The sequence below is a fragment of the Sphingomonas sp. P4_G2 genome (genome assembly GCF_056401155.1).
The window spans coordinates 485,842-511,175 of the sequence record NZ_JBFUJY010000002.1 but is presented as its reverse complement, the minus strand read 5'-3'; the positions used below and the strand labels follow the sequence as shown (position 1 = coordinate 511,175).

Sequence of the window (25,334 nt, the reverse complement as noted above, 5' to 3'; positions counted from 1 at the left end):
GCACCATGCCCCATTCCGGCTTCGTGCCCCTCCGGATTTTTTCGTCCTACACGATGCTCGACGGCGCGATCGAGCCGAAGGCGATCGCCAAGCGCGCGCGCGAGCTGGGCTTCCCTGCCGCCGCGGTGACCGACCGAAACGGGCTGTTCGCGGCGATGTCGTTCTCGGGCGCGGCTGCCGATGCCGGGGTGCAGCCGATCATCGGCACGATGCTGGGGGTGGCACGACCCGATCTGCCCGAGGGCCAGGCGGTGCAGACCGACTGGATCGCGCTCTATGCGCAGGATGAGGCCGGCTATCTCAATCTCTGCCGGCTGGTCAGCGAGGCGCATCTCGGTCGCCCGCTCGACCTCGATCCGCATGTCGATCTCGCCACGCTCGAAGCCAATTCGGCGGGGCTGATTGCGCTGACCGCTGGCGGCGAGGGCGGGGTCGCCCGGTTGTTCGCCGAGGATCAACCCGACGGCGCCAATGCCTATGTCGACCGGCTGCAGGCGATTTTCGGCGACCGGCTCTATATCGAGATCGCGCGGCGCTTCGATCCAGTCGAGGCCAAGGCCGAAGCCGAATTGCTCGAATTGGCCTATGCGCGCAATTTGCCGATCGTCGCGACCAATCCGTGCTGTTTCGCCGATGAGGAATTCCTCGAAGCGCATGACGCGATGCTGTGCATCGCCAATTCTTCCTACGTCGCCAGCGACGACCGGCCCAAGAGCTCGCCCGATGCGTGGATGAAGCCCGCCAAGGACATGCGCGCCTTGTTCGCCGATCTGCCCGAGGCGATCGCCAATACCTTGGTCGTGGCCCAGCGCTGCGCGGTGGCGGCGCCGAAGCGCAAGCCTATTCTGCCTAGCCTGGCCGGCGATCGTGAGGGCGAATCGCAGGCGCTGCGTGAGGCGGCGCGAGAGGGCTTGCAGAAGCGGCTCGATCGCATCGTCGAGCTCGGCAATGCGGGCGAAGGCGATTGGCAACAGCCCTATCGCGACCGGCTCGAATTCGAGCTCGACGTCATCATCCAGATGGGGTTCCCAGGCTATTTTCTGATCGTCGCCGACTTCATCCAATGGGCGAAGGCGCACGATATCCCGGTCGGGCCTGGCCGCGGGTCGGGCGCCGGCTCGGTGGTCGCCTGGGCGCTGACCATCACCGATCTCGATCCGATCAAGCTCGGGCTGCTATTCGAACGCTTCCTCAACCCGGAACGCGTGTCGATGCCCGACTTCGACATCGACTTCTGCGAAACCCGGCGTGGCGAAGTGATCCGCTACGTCCAGGCGAAGTATGGCCGCGATCAGGTCGCGCAGATCATCACCTTCGGGACGATGAAGGCGCGCGCGGTGCTCAAGGATACCGGCCGCGTGCTGCAGATGAGCTATGGCCAGGTCGACCGCCTCGCCAAGCTCGTTCCCAATCTGCCGACCGACCCCTGGACGCTCGATCGTGCGCTCAACGGCGTCAGCGAACTCGCGGCCGAATATCGCGGCGACAAGGACGTCCGCCATCTGTTCGACCTGGCGATGAAGCTCGAAGGGCTGCCGCGCCACAGCTCTACCCACGCCGCTGGCGTGGTGATCGGCGACCGTCCGCTTGCCGATCTCGTCCCGCTCTATCGCGATCCGCGATCGGACATGCCGGTCACCCAATTCGACATGAAATATGTCGAAGGCGCAGGCCTGGTGAAGTTCGACTTCCTGGGCTTGAAGACGTTGTCGGTGCTCAAGAAGGCGGTCGAACTGCTCGCCAAGCGCGGCATCTCCTGCGACCTCGATGCGCTGACCTGGGACGATGAGGGCGTCTACAAATTGCTCCAGAAGGGCGACACGGTCGGCGTGTTCCAGCTGGAATCGGAAGGCATGCGGCGCACGCTGAGCGCGGTGCGGCCGTCGAATTTCGGCGACATCATCGCGCTCGTCTCGCTCTATCGCCCGGGCCCGATGGACAACATTCCGTCGTTCGGCCGGCGCAAGAACGGACAGGAGCCGATCACTTATCCGCATCCGCTGCTCGAGCCGATCCTGGCCGAGACGTACGGCATTTTCGTCTATCAGGAACAGGTGATGCAGGCGGCGCAGGTGCTGGCTGGCTATTCGCTCGGCGGCGCCGACCTGCTGCGCCGCGCGATGGGCAAGAAGAACCAGGCCGAGATGGACGCGCAGCGCGCGACCTTCGTCGAGGGCTGCGCGACCCACAACAAGATTGACGCCGCCAAGGCCAACGAGTTGTTCGACTTGATCGACAAATTCGCCGGCTATGGCTTCAACAAGTCGCACGCCGCGGCCTATGCGCTGCTCGCCTACCAGACCGCCTGGCTGAAGGCGCACCATCCGCACGAATTCTATGCGGCGTCGATGTGCTACGACATCCATCTGACCGATAAGCTCGCGATCTTTGTCGACGACATGCGGCGGCTGGACGTTGCGATCCTGCCGCCGGACGTGAACCGCAGTCTGGCGGAGTTCGACGTCGAGGTAATCGGCTCTGCTTCCGAGGGGGAGACGGAACAGCTTGCCGTCCGCTACGCCCTGGCCGGACTCAAATCGGTCGGCGAAGGCGCGATGGAGAAACTGGTCGAGGAACGTGACGCGTCCGGGCCGTTCGACAGCCTCGACGCCTTTGCCCATCGCGTCGACCCGCGCCTGCTCAACAAGCGCCAGCTGGAAACGCTGGCGGCGGCGGGAGCGTTCGATACGATCGACCCCAACCGTGCCGGTATCTACGCCTGCGCCGAAACCATCCTGGCGACCGCGGCGCGGGTCCACGACCAGAAGAATAGCGGCCAGGGTGGCCTGTTCGGCGAGAGCGAGGCGTCGGGTACGCATATCAAGCTACCGCAGTCGGCGCGCTGGAGCCTGGCCGAGCGGATGGAGCAGGAGAAAGAAGCATTCGGCTTCTATTTCTCGGCGCATCCGGTCGACCGCTTCACCCAGCTCGCGCGGATGCACGGCGCGCGGCGCTATGCCGATCTCGGCGACTTGCAGATTCCGGAGAGTGGGCGCGCCGGTGCGGTAATGGCGGCGATGGTCGAGGATACGCGCTGGCGCACCTCGGCCAAGGGCCGGCGCTATCTGATGGCGACCCTGTCCGACCCGTCGGGCCAGTTCGTCGCGACCTGTTTCGACGATTCGGTCGCGGTCGACTTGGAGGAAGCAGCGCGCAATGGCGGTTGCGGGTTGATCACGGTTGAGCTCGACCGCCGAGCGGGCGAGGAACAGCCGCGCGTCACGGTCAAACGCATCCAACCGTTCGACGAACTGGCCAGCGCAACACGGATGAATCTCGATATCGAGATCGAGGATGCGGCCGCGATCCCGGCGATCGGTGCATTATTGTCAGAGGCGCGCGGCGCGCGCGGCGAAGCACGCCTCGTTGTTCCGCTGCCGGCGGGCGGAACGGCAACGATCCTGATCGGGCGCGATTTCCTGCTCGATCCCGAACTTGCCGACCGCATTGCCACGCTTCCCGGGGTGCGATCGGCTGAGGTCGCAATCGCGCCGCCGCAACGGCTTGCATTGGTCGGCTAGACTTCGACCGCTTCGGGCGGAATAACACTCTTCAAACATAGAGTATGGAGAGTGGGATGCAGATGGGTGCGATGCAGGATTTCGAGTTGCGCGTGATGCGGCTGCTCGACCATGTCGCTCGCGAGCATCCGACCCGCGAGATCGTGACGCGTTGGGCCGATGGGCGCGAGACTCGCAACGACTGGGCCGGCATCCATCGCAACGCGCGCAAGCTCGCGCAGCGACTGGAGAAATGGGGCATCCTCCCGGGCGACCGCGTCGCCACGCTGGCGATGAACCACGAGCATCATCTGACGTCCTGGTATGGCGCGATGGGGATGGGCGGGGTAATCCATACGATCAACCCGCGCCTGTTCGACGAGCAATTGATCTACATCGCCAACCATGCCGAAGATCGCGTGCTGTTCTACGACAAACAGTTCCAGCCGCTGATTGACCGGCTCAAGCCGCTTTGGACCTCGATCGAGCGCTACGTAGCGTTCGATGACCTCGGCCCCGACGGTTTTCAGGCGCTGCTCGATGCCGAGGATGGCGACTATGCATGGCACGAAGGCCCGGAGCGCGAGCCGTGCATGATCTGCTACACGAGCGGCACGACGGGCAATCCCAAGGGCGTGCTGTATGAGCATCGCTCGACCGTGCTGCACGCAATGCACGCCGCCGAGCCGTGGGTGATGGGCCTGTCGGCGTCGGACGTCATCCTGCCGATCGTGCCGATGTTCCATGCCGCGGCCTGGGGGCTGCCGTTTGCCGGCGCGCTGGCTGGCACGAAATTCGTCTATTCGCAGACCAATGACGCGGCCGTGCTGTGTGGACTGATGAACAGCGAGAAAGTGACGATCGGCAGCGGTGTGCCGACCGTTTGGCTGGCACTGTTCCAGCATATCGACGCGACCGGTGAAGAACCGCGTTTCCTGCGCCAGATCACCGTTGGCGGGTCGGCGGCGCCGCGCGCGATGCTGGCGCGGTTCATGGACATGGGGATCAAGCCGCTCCACCTCTGGGGCATGACCGAGACCTCGCCCATCGCGACTGCGCTCGCCCCGGGGCCGGACTGGCACGACCTCAGCCGCGACAAACAGCTCGACATCGTCTGCAAGCAGGGATCGATCCCGTTCGGGGTCGAACTGCGCATCGTCGATGATGAGGACAGGGAATTGCCGCGCGACGGCGAGACGTCGGGCCGGTTGCAGATCCGCGGGCCCTGGGTGGTGAAGCGCTATTTCAAGGCAGAGCAAGATGCCGCGAGCACCGACGGCTGGTTCGATACTGGCGACGTCGCGGTGCTGCACCCCAATGGCACGATGCAGATCACCGACCGCTCGAAGGATGTGATCAAGTCGGGCGGCGAGTGGATCAGCTCGGTCGATCTCGAAAATGCCGCGGTCGGCTGTCCGGGTGTGCACGAAGCCGCGGCGATCGGCGTCCACCATCCCAAATGGGACGAGCGGCCGCTGCTACTCGTCGTCCGAAAGCCGGGAAGCGCGGTGACGCCACAGGAGATCATCCAGCATTTGACCCAGCATGTCGCCAAATGGTGGCTGCCGGACGAGATCTTGTTCGTCGACGATCTACCGCACACCGCGACGGGCAAATTGCTCAAGACCGTGCTGCGCGACCAATATAAGGACTATAAGCTGGCGACGGCGGCGTAGAGTTTTGCGTAAAATGACGACCTTCGACCCCGCCACGTTCGCCGCTCATTGGCGCGCTGCCTGGAATGCGCACGATCTCGACGCCGTTCTGGCGCATTTCCATGATGACGTGACCTTCACCTCACCTGTTGCCGCCAGCCTGTTACCCGAGACCGGGGGTGTGATCCGTGGCAAAGCCGCCCTCCGCGCCTATTGGGAGGAGGGGCTCCGTCGCATTCCCGATTTGCACTTTACCATCGAAGCTGTGTTCGCGGGCATTAACACGCTGGTGATCCAATACATCAACCAGAAAGGCGTCAGCGTCTCCGAGGTACTGGTTTTCGATGCGGGACTGGTACGCGAAGGGCACGGCACCTATCCGACGGACATCGATAATCCGGCAGGAGCTACCGGCTAACGCTTTTGCCGCGCGTCCGCGTGACGATGTTGCTTCGCGTCGCCTCATTGTACGGTCCAGCCGGCCCGAAATCGCCGTGGCGCATGTCGGACGCGTGTCGCGAACCGGTACTTTGCCTGTCGGCTTGCCTTTCGTCCCGCGCGGCGGCAGGCTGCGCTGAATGGACATGGTGACGACCGGCTCTGTCGGTGAGAATGGCGTGACGCTGGCGGCCCGGCCCGAGGCGTTGCGCCTCGCCCCGCACGAAACCGCGGTCGTCGTGATCGACATGCAGAACGCTTATGCGAGCGAGGGCGGCTATGTCGATCTCGCCGGGTTCGACATTTCGGGCGCGGCGGGGGTGATCGGTAAGATTGCTACCGTGCTCGACACTGCGCGCAAAGCGGGCGTCCAGGTGGTGTTCCTGCAGAATGGCTGGGACGCCGAGTACCAGGAAGCCGGCGGTCCGGGTTCGCCCAATTGGCACAAGTCCAATGCCTTGAAGACGATGCGCGCCCGGCCGGAGCTTTCCGGCCAACTGCTGGCGCGTGGCGGCTGGGATTACGACCTGGTCGACGCGCTCAAGCCGCAGCCGGGCGATATCACGCTCCACAAAACGCGCTATTCCGCCTTCTTCAATTCGCAGCTCGATTCGACGCTGCGTGCGCGCGGCATTCGCAACATCGTGTTCGTCGGCATCGCCACCAATGTCTGCGTCGAAAGCACGCTGCGCGACGGCTTCCATCTCGAATATTTCGGCGTGATGCTGGAGGACGCGACGCACCATCTCGGCCCGCCGATGATGCAGGAGGCTACCGTCTATAACGTCGAGAAATTCTTCGGCTGGGTTTCGACGACAGCCGATTTCTGCGGCAGTTTTGGCCAGCTTCCTCAATCAGATAGCAAGGACTGACGTCATGGCGTTCGAGCCCATCAACCCGCAGCAATTCCCGACCCCGATCGCGCCCTATTCGGCCGGCGCCAAGGCGGGGAACGTCGTCTACGTCTCTGGCGTGCTCGCGTTGGGCGAGGGCGGCATTGTGCTCCATGTCGGTGACGCCGCGGAGCAGACGCGGCATGTGCTCGAGGTGATCAAGGTGACGCTCGAGGCGGCCGGTGCGTCGATGTCCGATATCGCGATGAACCACATCTTTCTGAAGGACCTGGACGATTATCCGGTCTTCAACCAAGTTTATGCCGAGTATTTTCCAGGTAACAAGCCGGCGCGCTACTGCATCAAGGCGGAGCTGGTGAAGCCCGATTGCCTGGTAGAGATCGCCAGCGTGGCGCATATCGTCTGATGCCCGGACCCAACCCGTCATCCCAGCTTCTTCCGTCATCCCAGCGCAAGCTGGGATCTCAAGCGGCGGCGCGAGCGCGCCGTAACAACAAGACCCCAGCTTTCGCTGGGGTGACGGAGTGGTCGTTCGCTGGGGTGACGGGAGCAGGGCGCTGATGCCGGAAGCGGCAGGCCTCTATTATGAGGAACACGGCGCGCCCGACGCCCCGCCGGTGATCCTGTCTTCTGGCCTGGGCGGGTCGGCGAGCTATTGGGCACCCAATATCCCCGCGCTGGCCGAGCATTTCCGGGTCATCGCCTATGACCATCGCGGCACCGGACGCAGCGACCGCGCCTTGCCGGCGCGGGTGTCGGTCGACGATTTTGCCGACGATATCCTGATGCTGATGGACGCGCTGGGCCTCGATCGCACCCATTTGATCGGCCACGCCGCGGGGGGTGTCGCCAGCCTCGCGCTCGCGCTCAAGGCGCCGGAGCGGCTCGATCGCCTCGTCGTGGTCAATGGCTGGGCCAGCCCGGATCCGCATTTCCTGCGCTGCTTCGAGATTCGGCTCGCGTTGCTGCGGTTGGCCGGCCCCAGGGCGTATCTGCGTGCCCAGCCGATCTTTCTCTACCCCCCGGATTGGGTGTCGAGCCACGACGAAGACATCGACGCCGAGCTGCCGCACCAGATGGAGACCTTTCCCGGCACGGACACGATGGAAAAGCGCATCCTCGCGCTCGGATCGTTCCATATCGCCGACCGGCTGGGCGAGATCGCGACGCGGACGCTGGTGATCGCCAGTCAGGACGACATGCTGGTGCCGCCGCGCGCGGGTGAGGCGCTGGCGATGGGAATCGCCAAGTCGGGGATCGGTCGGCCAGCTTATGGCGGCCACGCGGTCAACGTCACCGATGCGGACAATTTCAACGGGTTCGTGGTCGACTGGATGACGGGCGTGATGCCCCAATAGGAGTGAATGCGATGCAGGTCGGCGTTTTCGTGCCCATCAACAACAATGGCTGGCTGATCAGCGAGAACGCGCCGCAATACATGCCGTCGTTCGACCTCAACAAGACGATCGCGCAATCGGCCGAAAAGCACGGGCTCGATTTCCTGCTGTCGATGATCAAGCTGCGCGGGTTCGGCGGCAAGACCGAATTCTGGGAATATGGGCTGGAGAGCTTCACGCTGATGGCTGGGCTCGCCGCCGTCACCGAGAAGATCAAGATCTACGCGACCTGCCCGACGCTCGTCATTCCACCCGCCTTCGCCGCGCGGATGTGCAACACGATCGATTCAATCAGCCATGGGCGGTTCGGGCTCAACCTGATCACCGGCTGGCAGCGGCCCGAGTACAGCCAGATGGGGTTGTGGCCGGGGGACGAGCATTTTCGTAACCGATACAAGATGCTCGATGAATATGCTCACATCCTGCGCGAGCTATGGCAAACCGGGCGGAGCGACTTCAAGGGCGAGTATTACCAGATGGACGATTGCCTTGTCCGGCCCAAGCCCGACGGCGACATGAAGATCATCTGCGCCGGCTCATCGGACGAGGGCCTCGCCTTCTCGGCCAAATGGGCGGATTATGCCTTTTGTCTCGGCAAGGGCGTCAATACGCCGACCGCGTTTGCTTCCAATAACGACCGGCTGGCGGCCGCCACCGCCAAGACCGGGCGCGACGTGTCGGTATTTGTGCTGGTGATGATCATCGCCGCCGACACCGACGAGGAAGCGATGGCGAAGTGGAAGTCGTACAATGATGGCGTCGATATCGACGCCATCCGCTGGCTGATGGATCAGGGCGCGGCAGACAAGCACAATACGACCACCAACGTCCGCCAGCTCGCCGCACCCGAGGGTGCGGTCAATATCAACATGGGGACCTTGGTCGGCAGCCATGCCAGCATCGCGCGGATGCTCGACGAAATGGCCGAGGTGCCCAATACCGGCGGCGTGTTGTTGACCTTCGACGACTTCGTCCAGGGCGTCGAGGATTTCGGGAACAAGATCCAGCCGCTGATGAAGAGTCGGCAACGGTAGTTCGTAGAACTCCCCTCCCTGCAAGGGAGGGGCCGGGGGTGGGTGCGCGCGTCTGCGCGCCCAAAAGACTCAACTTCCCGCCAAAACAGCGCCGGACGAGGCATCGAGCCTCGCCCGACGCTAAACCCACCCCTTAATCCCTTCCCTTGCAGGGAGGGGAAATCATAATTGGCGATTAGAACAACTCCCCCTGCGGCCCCCGCGGCGGATGGAACAGGTCGGTCCGCACGCTAGGCCGTTCCCGGTTCAACCCATGCTTCTTCATCGCGATATGGAATCGCGTGCGCAGCAGGTCCGCCCAGGGACCCGATCCGCGCATCCGGGTAAAGAAATTGGGGTCATTGTCGCGGCCGTCGCGCAGCGAGTTGATGATCGCCATCACCTTGCCCGCACGGTCCGGAAAATGCGCGTCGAGCCAGGCGCGGAACAACGGCGCGACTTCGAACGGCAGGCGAACCGGCAGATAGTTGATCGTCCGCGCGCCGCTTTCGGCCGCGCGTTCGACGATATGCTCGATCTCGTGATCGGTGATCGCCGGGATGACCGGCGCGATCGACACGATCGTCGGGATGCCGGCATCGGCCAGCCGCCGCACTGCGGTCAGCCGGCGCTCGGGATGCGGCGCGCGCGGCTCGACGGTGCGCGCGACCTTGGCGTCGAGCGACGTCACCGACAGCGCGACCGCCGCCAGTCCCTTCGCCGCCATGGCCGCGAGCAGATCGATGTCGCGCACCACGCGATCGGACTTGGTGGTGATGGTGAGGGGATGATCGGTCTCCGCCAGCACCTCGATACAGCCGCGTGTGATCTTCCACTCCGCCTCGATCGGCTGATAGGGATCGGTATTGGTGCCGAACGCGATCGGCCGGCAGCTATAGCCAGGCTTCATCAGTTCGGCGCGGAGCAGTTCGGGTGCGGTCGGCTTGGCGAACAGCCTGGATTCGAAGTCGAGCCCCGGCGACAAATCGAGATAGGCATGGGTCGGCCGCGCGAAACAATAGATGCAGCCATGCTCGCAGCCGCGATACGGGTTGATCGAGCGGTCGAATCCTATGTCGGGCGACTGGTTGCGGGTGATGATCGTGCGCGGGGTCTCGACCGTGACGCTGGTCCGCAAGGGGGGTAGGGCGCCGTCCACCTCCTCCAGCGCGTCGAGCCAATCGCCATCGGCGAGACGCTCCGGCAGGCTGAAGCGGCTACTTTCGCGATTGACCGTCGCGCCGCGGACCGGACGGGCTTTTGCCATTGCCCCAGTCTACGCCGCGATGTAGAACATATCAAGAACAATGGAGAGATGAGATGGCGAAACTCAATTATGTCGAACTGCCGGTCCAGGACGTCGCGAGCACCAAGGCGTTCTTCGCCGCCGCGTTCGGCTGGGATTTCACCGATTTCGGTCCGACCTATGCGGCGACCATGAGCGGCCAGACCGATCTCGGGCTGCAAGGCGACCGCGCCGACTGGACCGCGGCGCCCCTGGCGGTGATCCAGGTCGACGATCTCGAAGCGACCGAGGACGCGGTGAAGGCGGCGGGCGGAACGATCACCCAGCCGATCTTCGCTTTTCCAGGCGGCCGCCGTTTCCACTTTCGCGATCCCAACGGCAACGAATTGGCCGCGATGCAGGCGGATTCGCACTGAACGGTCTTGCGGCCAGCAGAGCGGGCCTTAGGATCGCGGCACGCAAAAGGGGGAATTGACATGTGGGGCAAGATTTTGGCTGTCGCTGCCGCCATGGCCGTGTCGGCGCCGGCCTTGGCAGCAGATCGGATCGTCGACGTGAGCAGCGTTGATGGCGTCGCCGCGTTGTTGCGCGAGGCGGGGTACAGAGCGGAGATCAAGGTCGGCAAGGACGGCGACCCGTATATCCAGAGCGCGATCGGCGGAAACGATTTTCAGGTTCTGTTTTACGGTTGCAAGAACAAGGTCGGCTGCGATTCGTTTGATTTCTACAGCTGGTTCAAGAAGGAGCCGTTCTTCTCCACCGAAATGGCGAACGAATGGAACGCCAATCACCGTTTCCTGAAGGTCGCGATCGATTCGGACGGCGATCTGTCCGAATACGCCTACATCTCCACCATCGGCAAAATGACCTACGACAATTTCAAGGATTACGTCGCCTGGTACGGCTCGACCGACGCCGAGTTGGTCAAGTTCGTCGCCGAGCGTCGCAAGGCGGCGGCGCCGACCGCGGCGAAATAGCTATCGCTCCGTCAACCGCGGCATCAGTTCGACGAAGTTGCACGGAAGGAAACGGCTGTCGAGTTGGTCCCTGAGGATCAGGTCCCAGCCGTCCTTCACCGCGCCGGTCGAGCCGGGCAGGGCGAAGATGTACGTGCCGCCCGCCACGCAGGCGCAGGCGCGCGACTGGATCGTCGAGGTTCCGATCGTCTGATAGCTCAGCCAACGGAACAGTTCGCCGAAGCCGGGGATCATCTTTTCCGCGACGGCTTCGACTGCCTCGGGCGTGACGTCGCGACCGGTCACGCCGGTGCCCCCGGTGGTGAGGATGACGTCGATTTCGGGATCCTGGATCCACTGAGCGAGGCGCTCGACGATCGTGTCGAGATCGTCCCGCTCGATCGTGCGAGCGGCGAGGACATGGCCAGCGCTTGTCAGCCGCTCGACCAACGTGTCGCCCGATTTGTCGTCAGCAGGTCCGCGCGTGTCGGAAACGGTCAGGACCGCGATCCTGACTGGTACGAAGTCCCGGTTTTCATCAATCGGCACTCGCCGCTCCCGTTCCGCGTTGATTCGCTGATACCTAACCCCAAACCGTCATCCCAGCGAAAGCTGGGATCTCAAGCGACGGCGCGATCGCTTCGTAACCATGAGACCCCAGCTTTCGCTGGGGTAACGGGGCGGATTTATGCCCGAAGCTGAAGATCGCCGTCGTCGACGTGCGGATGCTCTTTCGCCGGGGAGAGGACTCGACCGGTCCCGCGGCGCTTAGAGCATCGCGCGGAAAAGTGGGTACCGGTTTTCCGCAAAAAGCGATGCGACAACAAATAACTAGAGCAGAGTGCGTGATTCAGAAATCACGCACTCTGCTCTAGAACGCGATAGTTACCGGCTGGACGTCAGCCTGACCGCGCTCGGCCCGGACAGGCCCGGGAATTTCGGCCACATGCCCTGCGCCAGCGCCTCGCGGCTCGGCGATTTCAGCCGGCCGTCCTTGCCCTCGTACATCCAGTAATTGCGCAGCACCGTGGTGACGTAGCCGCGCGTTTCCCAATAAGGGATCGATTCGATGTAGAGCAGGGGGTCGCCGCCATCCTTGACGATGCCGTTCCATTCCATGACCGGCACCGGGCCTGCGTTATAAGCGGCGATCACCTTGGGCAGATAGCCGCCGGTGAAGCTCTGGTCGCGCAACCGCTCGAGCGTGCGCTGCCCGACCGCCATGTTGACCGAGGGCAGCGACAGCGCGCCGCGATCGACGGTGATGCCGCGTTCGCGGGCATAGTCGACCGCGGCGGCGGGCATGATCTGCATCAGGCCATAGGCGCCCGCCGGGCTGATCACATCCTTGCGGAAGCGCGATTCCTGGAGCGCGTGGGCGTAGACCAGCGCCTTGTCGACGGTCCAGCCGCCGGCTGGCGCCCATTTCGGCGCGGGGAAGCGGGCGATCGTCGGCGCCTTGGTTCCCTCGGGGCAATTATTGCCGAGCCACATCACCGTTTCGGGCAGATTGAGCGTCTCGGTCAGGCGCACCAGCGAGGCATATTCGTCCTTGGGGCCGATCTTCGCCTGCTGCTTGAGCACATCATCGGCCAAGCCAGTCTCGCCGATCTCGACCAGAGCGGCGGCGACGCGGACATTGGGACGGTTCTGCAATTTGGCCCAATCGGCGAGCATCAGCTCGTCCGGAACCGGGGGCTTTTCCTTGATGCCTAGCTGTTGGCGCGCGAGCATGCCGTAAAAGGTCTCATCGAGCTGGGCGGCGTTCTTGAGCCGTGCCTCGACCAATTGCGGCCGGCCGCACTTCATGTCGGCGCGCGCTGCCCAATAGAGCCCGGCCGCACGGAGTTCGACATCGCTCGCCCGTGCCGCGACGTTGATGAAAGCGCGCGCCGCCTCGGTGCAATCGCCCTGGCGCCAGGCGGCGAGTCCGCCGACCCATTCGCCCTGGACTGCCCAGTCGCCGGCGCCGACGCGCGCCTTGGTTGCCATCATCCTGGCATTGGTGTCGTCGCCCTGAAGATAATAGATCCAGGCGACACGCTGCTGCCACTCGATTTGGGCGTCGGGCGTGAGGCCGGTCGTCGATTCGAGCAGTGCCTGTGCCCCGGGGCCGTCATCACTCTTGATCAGCGGCTGCATCTTGAGCGCGAGCTCGGCCGCGGCGAGGTCGTATTTGGTCGCTTTGGCGCGGCCGCGAGTCGAAGCGCCATTGGCCCAGATCAGGCGCTGCTGATAGGGAAGCGTCGGGGCGACCACGCCGCGCGCGGCCAGGATACGGGCGATGCTCGGCGCCTCGGGCAGTTCGGGCGCGGCGGTGATCACCGCGAGCAGCGGATCATTCTCGGCCTTGGGCGAGCCCTTGGCGGTATAGAGTTCGGCAAGCGCGATCGAATGGAGCGGACCCGGCTTCATCGCGGTCAGCTGCAACTGGGCATCGTCCCAGCGCTTTTCGTGGATCGCCTTGAACACCGCAGCATATCCGGTGCGTTGGTCGGAATCGAGTTGGGCGGGAATGCCGCGCGCCATCACTACGGATGAAGGCGGATTGCCAGCGGCGGCAGCGGGCACCACAGGGGCAAACACCAGCGCCGAAGCGACGAGAAAACGCGCGATTTTCACTCAAATCCCCCCATCAACACTCTGAGGTCCTTCCAGGCATCGGCTTTGGCGACAGGCTTCTCCAGCAGGAAACGAGGATGGAAGCTTACCACTATCTCACTTGTCCCGCCATCAAGGTTAACCTGACGTAAACTTCCACGGGCATGGGCGACATCCAGCCCCGTGATGGCACGGCTCGCCGCATTACCGAGCGCCAGCACCCGTTTCGGGCGCGCCAGCGAGAGATGGTGGCGGATCAGCGCTTCGAGTTTCTGGCCCATTTCCTCGCTCACCCGGCCGGCCGGAGGACGCTTTACCGCGAGTGCCGCGAGATAGATCGACTGCCGGTCGCGGCCGATCGCGGCGAGCATGCGGTCGAACAGCACACCGGCATTGCCCGACAGCAATGAGCCGGCGGCATCATCCTCTCGGTCGGGCATATCGACGACGATCATCAGCCCGCTGGCGATGTCGCCTTGCGTGCCGAGCGCCTGGCCCGGCCAGCCCGCTTCGGGCGCCGCGGGGCCGAGCCGCCAGGCGATGAATTCGTCCAAAGTCGCCGGAAGCGTGGGCGGCGCGACAACGGCTTCCGCGACTTGCCCGGGCAGCCGCTCGACGACGGATGGAGCGGGCGCGCGCGCAAGCCAGTCGCGCGGCAAATCGTCGATCTCGCAATCGACTCCCGCGTCGCGCCACCATTCGAGCGCACTGGCGATACTTGCCCGCCAATCGTGATTCTGGTCAGCCCCCATAGCTATCTACATAGAGTCCCAGCTTGACCGCGGGGTCAATTCGTTGGCACCGCATTCGCCGACAGACCGTTGTCGTCTTACGATGACTGGTCTCAAAAAGGTCCCAAGGGAGGAAAAGGGATGAGCGAACGCGAGTCGATGCCGTACGACGTGGTGATCGTCGGCGCCGGGCCGGCAGGCCTGTCGGCGGCAATCCGCCTGAAACAGCTCGCGGCCGAAAAGAACGCGGAGATTTCGGTCTGCGTGCTCGAAAAGGGCTCCGAGGTTGGCGCGCACATCCTGTCGGGCGCCGTGGTCGACCCACGAAGTCTCGACGAGCTGATCCCCGATTGGCGCGACAAGGGCTGCCCGATGGCCGAGACGCCGGTCACCGACAACCAGCATTGGGTGCTGACGAAAAAGCGCCGCTTCAAGCTGCCCGAGTTCATCTCGCCGGGCTTCATGCACAACAAGGGTACCTATACCGGTAGCCTGGGCAATCTGTGCCGCTGGTTGGCGGGGCAGGCCGAAGAACTCGGCGTTGAAATCTTCCCCGGTTTCGCCGCGGCCGAAATCCTTTACAGTGACGACGGCAAAGTGAAGGGCGTCGCCACCGGCGATATGGGCGTCGCGCGCGACGGCTCGCACAAGCCCGATTACCAGCCGGGGCTCGAACTCCACGCCAAATACACGTTCTTTTCAGAAGGCGCGCGCGGGCATCTGACTCGTCAATTGGTCGACCGTTTCGATTTGCGCGCCGATTGCGAGCCGCAGGTCTATGGTCTCGGCATCAAGGAATTGTGGGATATCGATCCCGAGAACCATGTCCCCGGCCGCGTGATCCACTCGCAGGGCTGGCCGCTCAGCGAGAGCGGATCGGACGGGGGCGGTTTTCTCTATCACCAGGCGAACGGGCAGGTCGCACTGGGCTTCGTCACCTGGCTCAATTATTCGAATCCGTATCTCTCGCCGTTCCACGAACTCCAGCGCTGGAAGACGCATCCAGCGATCGCCGAGATCCTCAAGGGCGCCAAGCGCGTGTCCTACGGCGCGCGGGCGATCAGCGACGGCGGCTTTCAGTCGGTACCCAAGCTGGTGATGCCGGGCGCGGCGTTGATCGGCGACTCCGCCGGTTTTCTCAACGTGCCGCGGATCAAGGGCACGCATACCGCGATGAAGACCGGGATGATGGCCGCCGAGGCCGCGTTCGAGGCGGTCCAGGCGGGACGCGAGGGTGACGAGCTGACCGCCTATCCTGACGCCTATGATGCCAGTTGGGTGAAGAAGGAGCTCTCGGTCGTCCGCAACGTCCTGCCGCTCGTCGAGAAATATGGCGAATTCCTCGGCACGATCCTGTCGGGCATCAACATGTGGCTCGAAAGCTGGGGCATCAAAATGCCCTATACGATGAAGCACCATGCCGATCACACGACCCTGTGGCGCAAGGATCTGGTTAAGCCGATCGATTATCCAAAGCCCGACGGCGTGCTGACCTTCGACCGCCTGTCCTCGGTGTTCCTGTCGAACACCAATCACGAGGAGGATCAGCCGGTCCACCTGACCCTCAGGGACCCGGACATCCCGGTCGACTATGATTTACCGATGTATGACGAACCGGCGCAGCGTTATTGCCCGGCAGGCGTTTACGAGATCGTCGGGCAGGAAGAAGGCAATCCGCGCTTCGTGATCAACGCGCAGAATTGCGTTCACTGCAAGACGTGCGACATCAAGGACCCGACCCAGAATATCGTTTGGGTGGTGCCGGAGGGCGGCGGAGGACCGAACTATCCCAATATGTAAGCCCATTTTTGTCGCCTGCGTCGCGCTGACGGCAGCGTTCGTTCCGGCGAGCGCGCAGGCCGACGATTATGGCGCGTTCGGCCGCGCGCGGATTGCGGCGGCGAACGGCAATGTCGGCGTGGCGGCCCAGCAATATGGCATTGCGCTGACCAATGCTCCCGGCGATCCGACCGTCGCCAACCGCGCGTTTCGCCAGGCGATGGCGGCGGGCGACCTGGCGCTCGCGCGTCGCGCCGTGGCGGCCTTGGGCACCGACGCGCCGAACGATGCCAAGCTGCTGCTGCTCGCCGACGCGGTGAAGAGCGGCAGTCCGGCCGCCGTCGACAAGGCATTGGCGTCGCTCGACAAGACGCCGTTCGATTTCTTCGTGCCCGCGGTCCGCGCCTGGCATGAATTCGGCCGCGGCGGCGATCCGACCGCGGGACTCGCGGCGACCGGGCGCACCGGCGCGATCAACCATATCCTGCTCGAACAGCGTGCGCTGATCCTGATCGCGCGGAATGATATTCCGGGTGCCGCCAAGGCGCTGTCGGCGGAATTGCGCGGCAGCAGCGGCGGCCTGGATTTACGCTATTCGGCAGCGGAATTGCTGATGGGGCAGGGCAATGACGCGCTCGCAGCCGATCTGCTCAGCGGCCCGGATCCCGAGGTGGCGACCGTGCGAAGTCACCTTCGTGCCGTCAAGGCGACGCCGATGATCGGTATCGCGCGGCTCTACACGCGCCTTGCCGCCGATCTGACCGACCCTGGCACGACCCCGATCGCGATCACGCTGGCGCGCTCGGCGCTGATCCTCGATCCCGATGACGGCCGCGCCCGCTTGTTGCTTGCCGCCGCGCTCGAACGCCAGGGCGCGCACGACCGCGCGCTGACCGTGTTGGGCGAGATCGCGCCGGGCACGGCCTATCGCGCGCTCGCCCAGTCGATCCGCGTCGAGGTGCTGCGCGCCAAGGGCGACATGGCGGGGGCAATCGCCACCGCCAAGGCGCTCGCAGAGGCCCCCGACGGCGATGCCGATAGCGCCGAGCATTTCGGCAACATGCTGCTGATCGCTAACCGTCCGCTCGAGGCTGCGGTGGCGTATGAAAAGGCGCGCGACCGGTTGGGTGACGACGCCGGCTGGTCGGTCTGGCTGCAGATCGGATCGGCGTACGACAAGGCCGGCCGCTGGGAATTGGCCCGAGCCGCGCTTGAACGGGCGGTGGCGTTGGGCCCCGATCAGGCGGTCGCGCTCAATTATTACGGTTATTCGCTGATCGAGCATGGCGGTGACGCGGTGCGCGCGCTGGCGATGCTCGAAAAGGCTAATGCCCTGGCGCCGAACCAGCCGGCCATCGCCGATTCGCTCGGCTGGGCCTATTTCCGGCGCGGCGAGGCCGACCGCGCGCTGCCGTTGCTCGAATCGGCCGGGGCAGCAGCCCCAGCCGATGCCGAGATCGCTGAGCATCTCGGCGACGTCTATTGGGCGGTCGGGCGCCGGTACGAGGCCCGTTACGCCTGGAAAGCGGCGCGCGTGGTGGCAACACCCGACGCGACGGCGCGGCTCGACGCCAAGATCCTCAACGGCCCGGCCACGAAACGCTCGTGAACGTCGTCGAAGCGGCGCCGGCCAAGATCAATCTCGCCCTCCACGTTCGCGCCCGGCGCGCCGATGGCTATCACGAGATCGAGACATTGTTCGCGTTCCTGCGCGACGGCGACAGCGTGTCGATCGAAGAGGCCGATCGCGACGGCTTCGCGCTGACCGGCCCGTTTGGCCCTGCCCTCGCCGATGAGAGCGGCAATCTTGTGCTCGCCGCGCGCGATGCTTTCGCGGCCGTGCACGGCCCGCTGCCCCCGCTCGCGATTACCCTCGACAAGCATTTGCCCGTAGCGTCGGGGATCGGCGGGGGGTCGGCCGATGCTGCCGCCACGCTGCGAGCGCTGGCGCGGCTGAAGGGGATCGATCCAGCCGGACTGGCAGGGGTCGCGTTGGCCCTTGGTTCGGACGTTCCCGCCTGCCTGCTCGGCAAGAGCGCGATCGGAGGCGGGCGGGGCGAGCGGCTTGAGCTAATCGACGAGTTGTCGGGCATTCCCGTGTTGCTGGTGAATCCCGGGGTCGCCGTCTCGACCGGTGCGGTGTTCCGTGGCTGGGACGGCGTCGATCGCGGCCCTCTTGTCCATCGTCACCCCGACCTTGTGCAGGGGTCCACCGTGCCGCACACCCCCGACCCTGAGGGTTTGTTGCACGGTGGATGCCGGGACGAGCCCGGCATGTCGGGGTGGCTTGGCGTTGCGATGGAAGGCCGTAACGATCTCGAGGCTCCAGCGCGCGAGGTCGCGCCCGTTATCGGCGCGGTGGTCGACCTGTTGCACGCGCAAACCGGCGCCGCGCTTGCCCGCATGTCCGGCTCTGGCGCCACCTGCTTCGCTCTCTTCGATAGCGAGACCTCGCGCACCACCGCCGCGCAGGCGATCAGGAGCGCCCAACCCGGTTGGTGGTGTCTCGAATCGACACTCGCGTGACAGATTTGCGTACCAGGGCGGGACCGCCGAACCGCGCTTAACCATCGTCAGCCGCGCGAGTCCTCAACTGGCCCCCAACTTGCTGGGTGACAGCTACGCAGGTCCGTCTCCACGCCGCGCCCGCGCATGGTCTCCGGCCACAAAACCGGACGTCATCGGTCGTGGGAGCGGCTTCGGCCGCTCCCCGCCACACCTTTCTCAGCAATAGTCTTGCGCAAACGGACCTTCTCGCGACATAGGCGTCGCGCCATGACCCACACATTCGACAAATCGAAACTCCCCAGCCGCCATGTCTCGGTCGGTCCGGAGCGCGCCCCGCACCGCAGCTATTATTACGCCATGGGCCTGACCGAGGAGGAGATCGCGCGTCCGTTTGTCGCGCTCGCCTCCGCCGGCAACGATTCGGCACCGTGCAACACCACGCTCGACGCGCAGGCCGATGCCGCGCGGCGCGGGGTGGAGCAGGGCGGGGGCATGCCGCGGCGGTTCAATACGATCACCGTGACCGACGGCATCGCCATGGGGCACCAGGGGATGAAGGCGTCTTTGGTCAGCCGCGAGGTCATCGCCGATTCGGTCGAACTGTCGGTGCGCGGCCATTGCTATGACGCGCTGGTCGGCTTTGCCGGGTGCGACAAGTCGCTGCCGGGGATGATGATGGCGATGCTACGCCTCAATATCCCGTCGATCTTCGTCTATGGCGGATCGATCCTGCCCGGGCGCTTTCACGACCGTGACGTCACGGTGAAGGATGTGTTCGAGGTGGTCGGCCGCTACGCCGCCGGCAATTGCCCGCTTTCCGAAGTGCACGAGCTCGAACGCGTCGCTTGTCCCGGGCACGGCGCGTGCGGTGGACAATATACCGCCAACACCATGGCGTGCGTCGGTGAGGCGATTGGATTATCCTTGCCCAACAGCAATATGGTGCCGGCTCCTTACACGACGCGCGAACAGATCGCGGTGTCGGCGGGCGCCCAGGTGATGGAGTTGCTGGCGAAGAATATCCGCCCGCGCGACATCTGCACCCGGCAGGCGTTCGAGAACGCCGCTCGGATCGTCGCGGCGACCGGCGGATCGACCAATGGCGCGCTCCATCTGCCGGCGATGGCGCATGAAGCGGGGATCGAGTTCGACCTCTTCGACGTCGCCGAGATCTTCAAGACCACGCCTTATTGCGCCGACCTCCAGCCCGGCGGGCAATATGTCGCGCGCGACATGTACGATGCCGGCGGGGTCTATATGCTGATGAAGACCTTGCTGACCGAAGGCTTCCTGCATGGCGATTGCCTGACGGTGACCGGCAAGACCTTGGGCGAGAATATCGATCAGGTCACCTGGAACCCCGACCAGAAGGTCATTTATGACGCAAAGACGCCGATCACCCCGACCGGCGGCGTTGTCGGCCTGCGCGGCACCTTGGCGCCCGATGGCGCGATCGTGAAGGTCGCCGGTCTCCATCACCTGCAATTCGCCGGTCCCGCGCGGGTGTTCGATTGCGAGGAAGAGTGTTTCGCCGCGGTCGAGGCGCGCCAGATCAACGAAGGCGAGGTCATCGTCATCCGTTACGAGGGCCCCAAGGGCGGCCCGGGCATGCGCGAGATGCTATCGACCACCGCGGCTCTATACGGCCAGGGCATGGGCGAGAAAGTCGCGCTGATCACTGACGGGCGCTTTTCGGGCGCGACCCGCGGCTTCTGCATCGGCCATGTCGGGCCTGAGGCCGCCGAGTGCGGCCCGATCGCGCTGGTCGAGGACGGCGACATGATCCGCATCGACGCCGAGGTGGGTACGATCGATCTCGACGTCGCGGAAGATGTGCTGACCGAGCGCAGTAAGGCGTGGAAAGCGCGGGTGTCCGATTATGGGTCGGGCGCTTTGTGGCGCTATGCGCAGAATGTCGGCCCTGCCTATAAGGGCGCCGTGACCCATCCTGGAGCGGCGGCCGAAACTCATGTTTACGCGGATATCTAGCGCGCTCGCGATAGGGTCGATCCTGATTCTCACTGCCTGTTCGGCCGACCCGCGATCGTCGGCCGGCAACGGCAATAGCGAATTCGACAATGCCCTCGCCCAGGCGAGTGCGGATGCCGAGGACGATGGTCGCATCGTCTGCGCACCCGCCGGCAATGCCGCTTTCTCGCGCCAATGCACGCTTGATCGCGTGCAATCGACCGAGGGGCTGATCCTGACCGTGCATAAGCCCGATGGCGGGTTCCGCCGCCTGTTGGTGGTCAAGGACGGGCGCGGCGTCGTCGCGGCCGACGGTGCCGAGGCGGCCAAGGTCACCATCATCGCCGATCACCAGATCGAAGTGGCGATCGGCGGCGACCGCTTCCGTTTGCCCGCGACGATGAAGGGCAAGGGCGCTAATAGCGCCAAATGATTCCGATTGAAGGTCAGCCCATCGTCTCCGCCGCTGTGATGCGTGCGGCGGAAGAAGCGGTGTTCGCCGGCGGGGTTCCACAAGCTGAATTGATGGAGCGCGCAGGGGCAGCCGTGGCGCGCGAGGCGGCGCGCTTTGCGATGGGACGGCCGGTGCTGGTGCTAGCTGGTCCAGGCAATAATGGCGGCGATGCCTGGGTCGCCGCGCGCCTGCTACACGAGAGTGGGCATGACGTCATGGTTGCCGCGCTTGGACAGGCTAAGGAAGGCGCTGCCGCCGCGATGCGCGCCAAATGGAGCGGCGCGGTTATCGGCCTTGCCGACGCGCCGGCAAGGCCAATCCTTGTCGATGGATTGTTCGGAACGGGCCTGACTCGTCCGCTGGCGCCCGACGTCGTCGGCCAATTGCAGCGACTGGTGACCGCGGCCCACTTCACCCTTGCGATCGATCTGCCCTCGGGCATGGACACGGATTTTGGCCGCGACTTAGGGGCGGCCGGCGCGACGGTCACGCTTGCGCTGGGTGCGCTCAAGCCCGCACATCTGCTCGGCGACGGCCTCGACCGCTGCGGCCAGCTCCTGCTCGATGATATCGGTATCCCGATCGCCACGATCTGGCGGACGGTAGCGATGCCTCGACTTAGCGAGCCCGGGCCGCACAGTCACAAATATACTCGCGGCCTCGTTGCGGTGCTGGAAGGGCACATGCCTGGTGCAGCCAGGCTCGCGTCGAACGCGGCGCTGCATGGCGGCGCCGGCTATGTCGTCTGGGTCGGCGAAGATGACCGCCACGGACCGAATGCCATCGTCCATCGGCCGATAACGGAGTTCGACAAGCTGCTCGGAGACGAACGCACGGGGGCGGTGGTGATCGGCCCTGGGTTAGGTCGGGAAGAAGATGTGAGGGAGAGGCTGGACGCGGCGATCGCCTCGGCGCGTCCGCTGGTGCTCGATGGTGACGCGCTGAGCCTGATCGGGCGCGATGTCGGCCGGCTGCGCAGTCGCGCCGCGCCGACCTGCCTGACTCCGCATAGCGGCGAGTTCGACCGGATGTTTGGTGAGGGGAAGGGGAGCAAGATCGATCGTACACTCGCGGCCGCGGCTGATGCCGGAGCGGTCATCGTGCACAAGGGGGCGGACACGGTCATTGCGACGCCTCAAGGCGATGTGCGGGTCTATGCCGGCGGATCGTCCTGGTTGTCGACGGCAGGCACCGGCGACGTGCTCGCCGGCCTGCTCGGCGCGCGTCTGGCCGGAGGCGTGGCGCCACTCGCAGCGGCTGAGGCGGCCGTATGGCTTCACGGCCGCGCCGCCCAGCTCGCGGGGCCGGCTTTTGCCGCCGACGATCTGATCCCATGCCTTCCCCGCGCGATCGCGGAGTGTCTGCGATGACTGTCGACACGATCATCCGCGTCGCCGCGCGTGGCGAGGGCGTCACGGCGGATGGGCGTCATGCAGCGCTGGCGGCGCCCGGCGACGTGCTCAACGCCGATGGCTCGGTCACGCGAGGCCCGCATCACCAGATACCGCCTTGCCGTCACTTCCCGACCTGTGGTGGGTGTCAGCTCCAGCATCTCGACGATGCGAGCTATGCGGCGTTCATCACCGACCGCATCGCGGGGGCGCTCGCCGCGCACGAGTTGGAAACCGACATCCGCGCACCGATCGTGTCGCCGCCCAATGCGCGGCGCCGGGCCTCGCTCCACGCCGAGGCAAAGGGCGGGCGGATAAGATTGGGGTTTGCCGAGGCGGGCAGTCATGCGATCGTCGATATCCAGGAATGTCATATACTTGCGCCGGAATTGTTCGCCTTGGTGGCACCGTTGTGCAAGCTGCTGGCGCGGCTGAGATTGAAACGCCGCCGGGCCGATATTCAGATGACGTCATGCGATCAGGGCGTGGAATTGCTGATCGGCGCGAGCTTCGACGGGCTCGAAGCCGCGGAAGCGATTATCGCCTTCTGCCAGCAGCACAAAGTCGCCCGCTTCGCGACCGATGACGGTATGGGTCCCGAGACGCGGTGGGAGCCCGATCCTGTCACCATCACCTTGGGCGGGGTCGCCGTGCCGTTCCCACCGGGCAGCTTCCTCCAGGCGACGCGCGACGGCGAAGCGGCGCTGATTGCCGCAGTGCGCGAGGCCGTGGGGCAGGCAGGCACGATCGCGGACCTGTTCGCCGGGCTCGGCACCTTCGCGCTCTCGCTGGCGCCGGCGCGGGTCTATGCCGCCGAAGCAGGGCGTGACGCCATAATGTCGTTGAAGGCCGCCGCCGGGCGTGCGGGACGGCAGGTGTTCGCCGACCATCGCGATCTCTACCGCCGCCCGCTGACGGTCGAGGAACTCGGACGATTTGGTGCCGTAGTACTCGATCCGCCGCGTGCAGGGGCGCGTGACCAGGCGGCCGGGCTGGCACTAGCAACGACTCCCGTAATCGCCTATGTGTCATGCAATCCCAGTAGTTTCGCACGCGATGCTCAGATAATTTGCGAAGGTGGTTACCGCCTCGACTGGGTACAGCCGGTCGGCCAATTCCGCTGGTCGACCCATGTCGAGCTTGCGGCGCGATTCAGCCGCTAGGCGGATAGTCGGCGCGCAGGAAATAGAGGCCATCGGGCGGTGCGTTGAACCCCAGAGCCGCGCGATCGGCCGCTTCCAACGCGGCCTTCAGGTCGCCTTTCGACCATTTGCCCTGGCCGACCAGTTCCAGACACCCGACCATCGATCGCACCTGATGATGCAGGAATGACCGCGCCGAGGCGAATATGCTGATCCGCTCGCCATTGCGGATGACGTCAAGGCGGTCGAGCGTCTTGACCGGGCTGTCCGACTGACAATGCGCCGATCGGAACGTGGTGAAGTCGTGTCGGCCGACCAGTATCTGTGCGGCATCATGCATCACGTCGGAATCGAGGTCCTGCGGTACGCGCCATGCCAGGCCCTTTTCCCAGGTCAGCGGCGCGCGGCGGCAGATGATGCGATATTCGTAATGGCGGGCGAGGCACGAGAACCGTGCATGCCAATCGTCGGGCACGATTGCGCAATCGAGGATCGCCACCGGATCGGGCCTGAGGCGCGCATTGAGCGCCTCCATCAAGCGGAACGGCGTGATCGCCCGCGTGACGTCAAGGTGCGCGCGCATGCCCAGCGCATGAACGCCGGCATCGGTGCGGCCGGCGGCGTGAGCGGTCACATCTTCCTGGAGGATGTCCTTGGCCGCGCGCTCGATCGCGGCTTGTACGCTGGGTCCGTGGTCCTGTCGCTGCCAGCCCATGAACGGGCGTCCATCATATTCAACCGCAAGCGCGAACCGCGTCACAGGCGCGTGCCTATGTCGATGGAAAAGCCGCGCAAAAGTTCGTTTGACGTCATGACCCCACGTCCGGCGCGCTGCACCGCGAGCGGACGGATCGTGCCTTTGCCGCAGGCGATGGTCAGCTGGCCGTCGAGGACTTCACCCGGCGCACCCGACAGCTCCATGACGGCGGCGCTGAGCACCTTGATGCGCTCGCCGGCATACTCGAAATAGGCGCCGGGTGCAGGGTTGAACGCGCGGACCTGGCGTTCGACCTCGACGGCGGAGCGGGTGAAGTCGATCCGCGCCTCGGCCTTGTCGATCTTTGACGCATAGGTGACGCCGTCCTCGGGCTGCGGCCGGGGTGGAAAAGCGGCGGGATCGTCGAGCACGCGCACCATCAACCGCGCGCCCATTGCCGCCAATTCCGCGGAAAGGATACCTGACGTCTTGCCATCGATCGGCGTACGCTCCTCGAGCAGCACTGGCCCAGTATCGAGTCCCGCCTCCATCTGCATGATCCCAACGCCAGTCTCGGCATCACCCGCCAGGATCGCGCGCTGGATCGGCGCGGCGCCACGCCAGCGAGGCAGCAGCGAACCGTGGACGTTGAGGCAGCCGAATCGCGGCGCGTCGAGCAAAGCTTGTGGCAGGATCAGCCCATAGGCCGCCACCACCGCGACATCGGCTGCCAGTGCCGCGAAAGCCTCGGTCGCGCCCGGTTCCTTCCGAAAAGACAGCGGCGTGCGCACCTCGATCCCCAGCGTCTCGGCACGCGCCTGGACCGGGGAGGGGGTCAGCGCCTTGCCCCGCCGCCCGCCGGCGCGCGGCGGTTGGCTGTATGCCGCCACGACGTCGTGACCCGCGTCGATCAGTGCATCGAGCACCGGAACGGCGAAATCGGGAGTTCCCATGAAGACGATCCGCATGGGCCACGCCTTTCGCCCCTTGGCAGGGGGGCACGC

Annotated in this window: 22 protein-coding genes; 16 read left to right on the top strand and 6 right to left on the bottom strand. The window is 65.0% G+C overall.

The annotated features are described in order from the left end of the window. The first annotated feature begins 5 nt into the window (after positions 1-5). The 7 genes from dnaE to rutA all read left to right on the top strand — a co-directional run bounded on the left by dnaE (position 6) and on the right by rutA (position 8,878). Complete coding sequence (gene dnaE / locus AC1DRD_RS07915; RefSeq protein ID WP_478030205.1) at positions 6-3,521, top strand: DNA polymerase III subunit alpha; 3,516 nt, start codon at positions 6-8, stop codon at positions 3,519-3,521. Positions 3,522-3,577: 56 nt separating this feature from the next. Continuing rightward, positions 3,578-5,176, top strand: a complete 1,599-nt coding sequence (locus AC1DRD_RS07910; RefSeq protein ID WP_478040958.1) for a long-chain fatty acid--CoA ligase — start codon at positions 3,578-3,580, stop codon at positions 5,174-5,176. Positions 5,177-5,189: 13 nt separating this feature from the next. After that, on the top strand, positions 5,190-5,573 hold the full coding sequence (locus AC1DRD_RS07905; protein WP_478030202.1) for a nuclear transport factor 2 family protein: 384 nt from the start codon (positions 5,190-5,192) through the stop codon (positions 5,571-5,573). Positions 5,574-5,733: 160 nt separating this feature from the next. Further along, the gene (gene rutB, locus AC1DRD_RS07900; protein WP_478030201.1) at positions 5,734-6,465 is read left to right on the top strand and encodes a pyrimidine utilization protein B; all 732 of its coding nucleotides are present in this window, start codon (positions 5,734-5,736) and stop codon (positions 6,463-6,465) included. 4 nt (positions 6,466-6,469) lie between these two features. After that, a complete protein-coding gene (gene rutC / locus AC1DRD_RS07895) occupies positions 6,470-6,853 on the top strand; it encodes a pyrimidine utilization protein C (protein WP_478030199.1) in 384 nt (127 codons plus the stop codon). Positions 6,854-7,007: 154 nt separating this feature from the next. After that, complete coding sequence (gene rutD, locus AC1DRD_RS07890) at positions 7,008-7,805, top strand: pyrimidine utilization protein D (RefSeq protein ID WP_478040957.1); 798 nt, start codon at positions 7,008-7,010, stop codon at positions 7,803-7,805. 11 nt (positions 7,806-7,816) lie between these two features. Then, positions 7,817-8,878, top strand: coding sequence for a pyrimidine utilization protein A (gene rutA, locus AC1DRD_RS07885; RefSeq protein ID WP_478040956.1), 1,062 nt, complete (start codon positions 7,817-7,819; stop codon positions 8,876-8,878). A 175-nt stretch (positions 8,879-9,053) separates the two neighbouring features. Here the strand turns inward: rutA and AC1DRD_RS07880 are convergent, their stop codons facing one another. Further along, positions 9,054-10,124: a PA0069 family radical SAM protein gene (locus AC1DRD_RS07880; protein ID WP_478040955.1), complete on the bottom strand. Its 1,071-nt coding sequence runs from the start codon at positions 10,122-10,124 to the stop codon at positions 9,054-9,056. 53 nt (positions 10,125-10,177) lie between these two features. Here AC1DRD_RS07880 and AC1DRD_RS07875 point away from each other — a divergent pair, with 53 nt between their 5' ends. Both AC1DRD_RS07875 and AC1DRD_RS07870 read left to right on the top strand, forming a co-directional pair. Continuing rightward, the gene (locus tag AC1DRD_RS07875; RefSeq protein WP_478030194.1) at positions 10,178-10,519 is read left to right on the top strand and encodes a VOC family protein; all 342 of its coding nucleotides are present in this window, start codon (positions 10,178-10,180) and stop codon (positions 10,517-10,519) included. 60 nt (positions 10,520-10,579) lie between these two features. After that, positions 10,580-11,080 carry a YbjN domain-containing protein gene (locus AC1DRD_RS07870; protein WP_478030192.1) on the top strand — a complete coding sequence of 167 codons (501 nt, stop codon included), beginning with the start codon at positions 10,580-10,582 and terminating at the stop codon, positions 11,078-11,080. Here AC1DRD_RS07870 and moaB read toward each other — a convergent pair whose 3' ends face one another. The 3 genes from moaB to AC1DRD_RS07855 form a co-directional block, all read right to left on the bottom strand. Continuing rightward, positions 11,081-11,608, bottom strand: coding sequence for a molybdenum cofactor biosynthesis protein B (moaB, locus tag AC1DRD_RS07865; RefSeq protein ID WP_478040954.1), 528 nt, complete (start codon positions 11,606-11,608; stop codon positions 11,081-11,083). Between the two features lie 336 nt (positions 11,609-11,944). Continuing rightward, positions 11,945-13,681, bottom strand: coding sequence for a lytic transglycosylase domain-containing protein (locus AC1DRD_RS07860; protein ID WP_478040953.1), 1,737 nt, complete (start codon positions 13,679-13,681; stop codon positions 11,945-11,947). Further along, positions 13,678-14,412, bottom strand: a complete 735-nt coding sequence (locus AC1DRD_RS07855) for a uracil-DNA glycosylase (RefSeq protein WP_478040952.1) — start codon at positions 14,410-14,412, stop codon at positions 13,678-13,680. The genes AC1DRD_RS07860 and AC1DRD_RS07855 overlap by 4 nt, the downstream gene beginning before the upstream one ends. 120 nt (positions 14,413-14,532) lie before the next feature. Between AC1DRD_RS07855 and AC1DRD_RS07850 the strand changes: the two genes are divergently transcribed. From AC1DRD_RS07850 to AC1DRD_RS07820, 7 genes are all read left to right on the top strand, one after another. Next, a complete protein-coding gene (locus tag AC1DRD_RS07850) occupies positions 14,533-16,191 on the top strand; it encodes an electron transfer flavoprotein-ubiquinone oxidoreductase (RefSeq protein WP_478040951.1) in 1,659 nt (552 codons plus the stop codon). A gap of 118 nt (positions 16,192-16,309) precedes the next feature. Then, positions 16,310-17,779 carry a tetratricopeptide repeat protein gene (locus AC1DRD_RS07845; RefSeq protein WP_478040950.1) on the top strand — a complete coding sequence of 490 codons (1,470 nt, stop codon included), beginning with the start codon at positions 16,310-16,312 and terminating at the stop codon, positions 17,777-17,779. After that, the gene (locus AC1DRD_RS07840) at positions 17,776-18,696 is read left to right on the top strand and encodes a 4-(cytidine 5'-diphospho)-2-C-methyl-D-erythritol kinase (RefSeq protein WP_478040949.1); all 921 of its coding nucleotides are present in this window, start codon (positions 17,776-17,778) and stop codon (positions 18,694-18,696) included. The genes AC1DRD_RS07845 and AC1DRD_RS07840 overlap by 4 nt, the downstream gene beginning before the upstream one ends. Before the next feature lie 249 nt (positions 18,697-18,945). After that, positions 18,946-20,667: a dihydroxy-acid dehydratase gene (gene ilvD, locus AC1DRD_RS07835; RefSeq protein WP_478040948.1), complete on the top strand. Its 1,722-nt coding sequence runs from the start codon at positions 18,946-18,948 to the stop codon at positions 20,665-20,667. After that, positions 20,648-21,079 (top strand): hypothetical protein, encoded by a 432-nt coding sequence (locus tag AC1DRD_RS07830; RefSeq protein WP_478040947.1) that lies wholly within the window; start codon positions 20,648-20,650, stop codon positions 21,077-21,079. Before ilvD ends, AC1DRD_RS07830 begins: the two co-directional genes overlap by 20 nt. Continuing rightward, a complete protein-coding gene (locus AC1DRD_RS07825) occupies positions 21,076-22,470 on the top strand; it encodes an NAD(P)H-hydrate dehydratase (RefSeq protein ID WP_478040946.1) in 1,395 nt (464 codons plus the stop codon). Before AC1DRD_RS07830 ends, AC1DRD_RS07825 begins: the two co-directional genes overlap by 4 nt. Next, a complete protein-coding gene (locus AC1DRD_RS07820; protein WP_478040945.1) occupies positions 22,467-23,654 on the top strand; it encodes a class I SAM-dependent RNA methyltransferase in 1,188 nt (395 codons plus the stop codon). Before AC1DRD_RS07825 ends, AC1DRD_RS07820 begins: the two co-directional genes overlap by 4 nt. Here the strand turns inward: AC1DRD_RS07820 and truA are convergent. Beyond that, a complete protein-coding gene (gene truA, locus AC1DRD_RS07815; RefSeq protein WP_478040944.1) occupies positions 23,644-24,393 on the bottom strand; it encodes a tRNA pseudouridine(38-40) synthase TruA in 750 nt (249 codons plus the stop codon). The two genes, AC1DRD_RS07820 and truA, sit on opposite strands and share 11 nt — an antisense overlap. Continuing rightward, positions 24,390-25,298 (bottom strand): methionyl-tRNA formyltransferase, encoded by a 909-nt coding sequence (gene fmt, locus AC1DRD_RS07810; RefSeq protein ID WP_478040943.1) that lies wholly within the window; start codon positions 25,296-25,298, stop codon positions 24,390-24,392. The genes truA and fmt overlap by 4 nt, the downstream gene beginning before the upstream one ends. Positions 25,299-25,334: the final 36 nt, after the last annotated feature.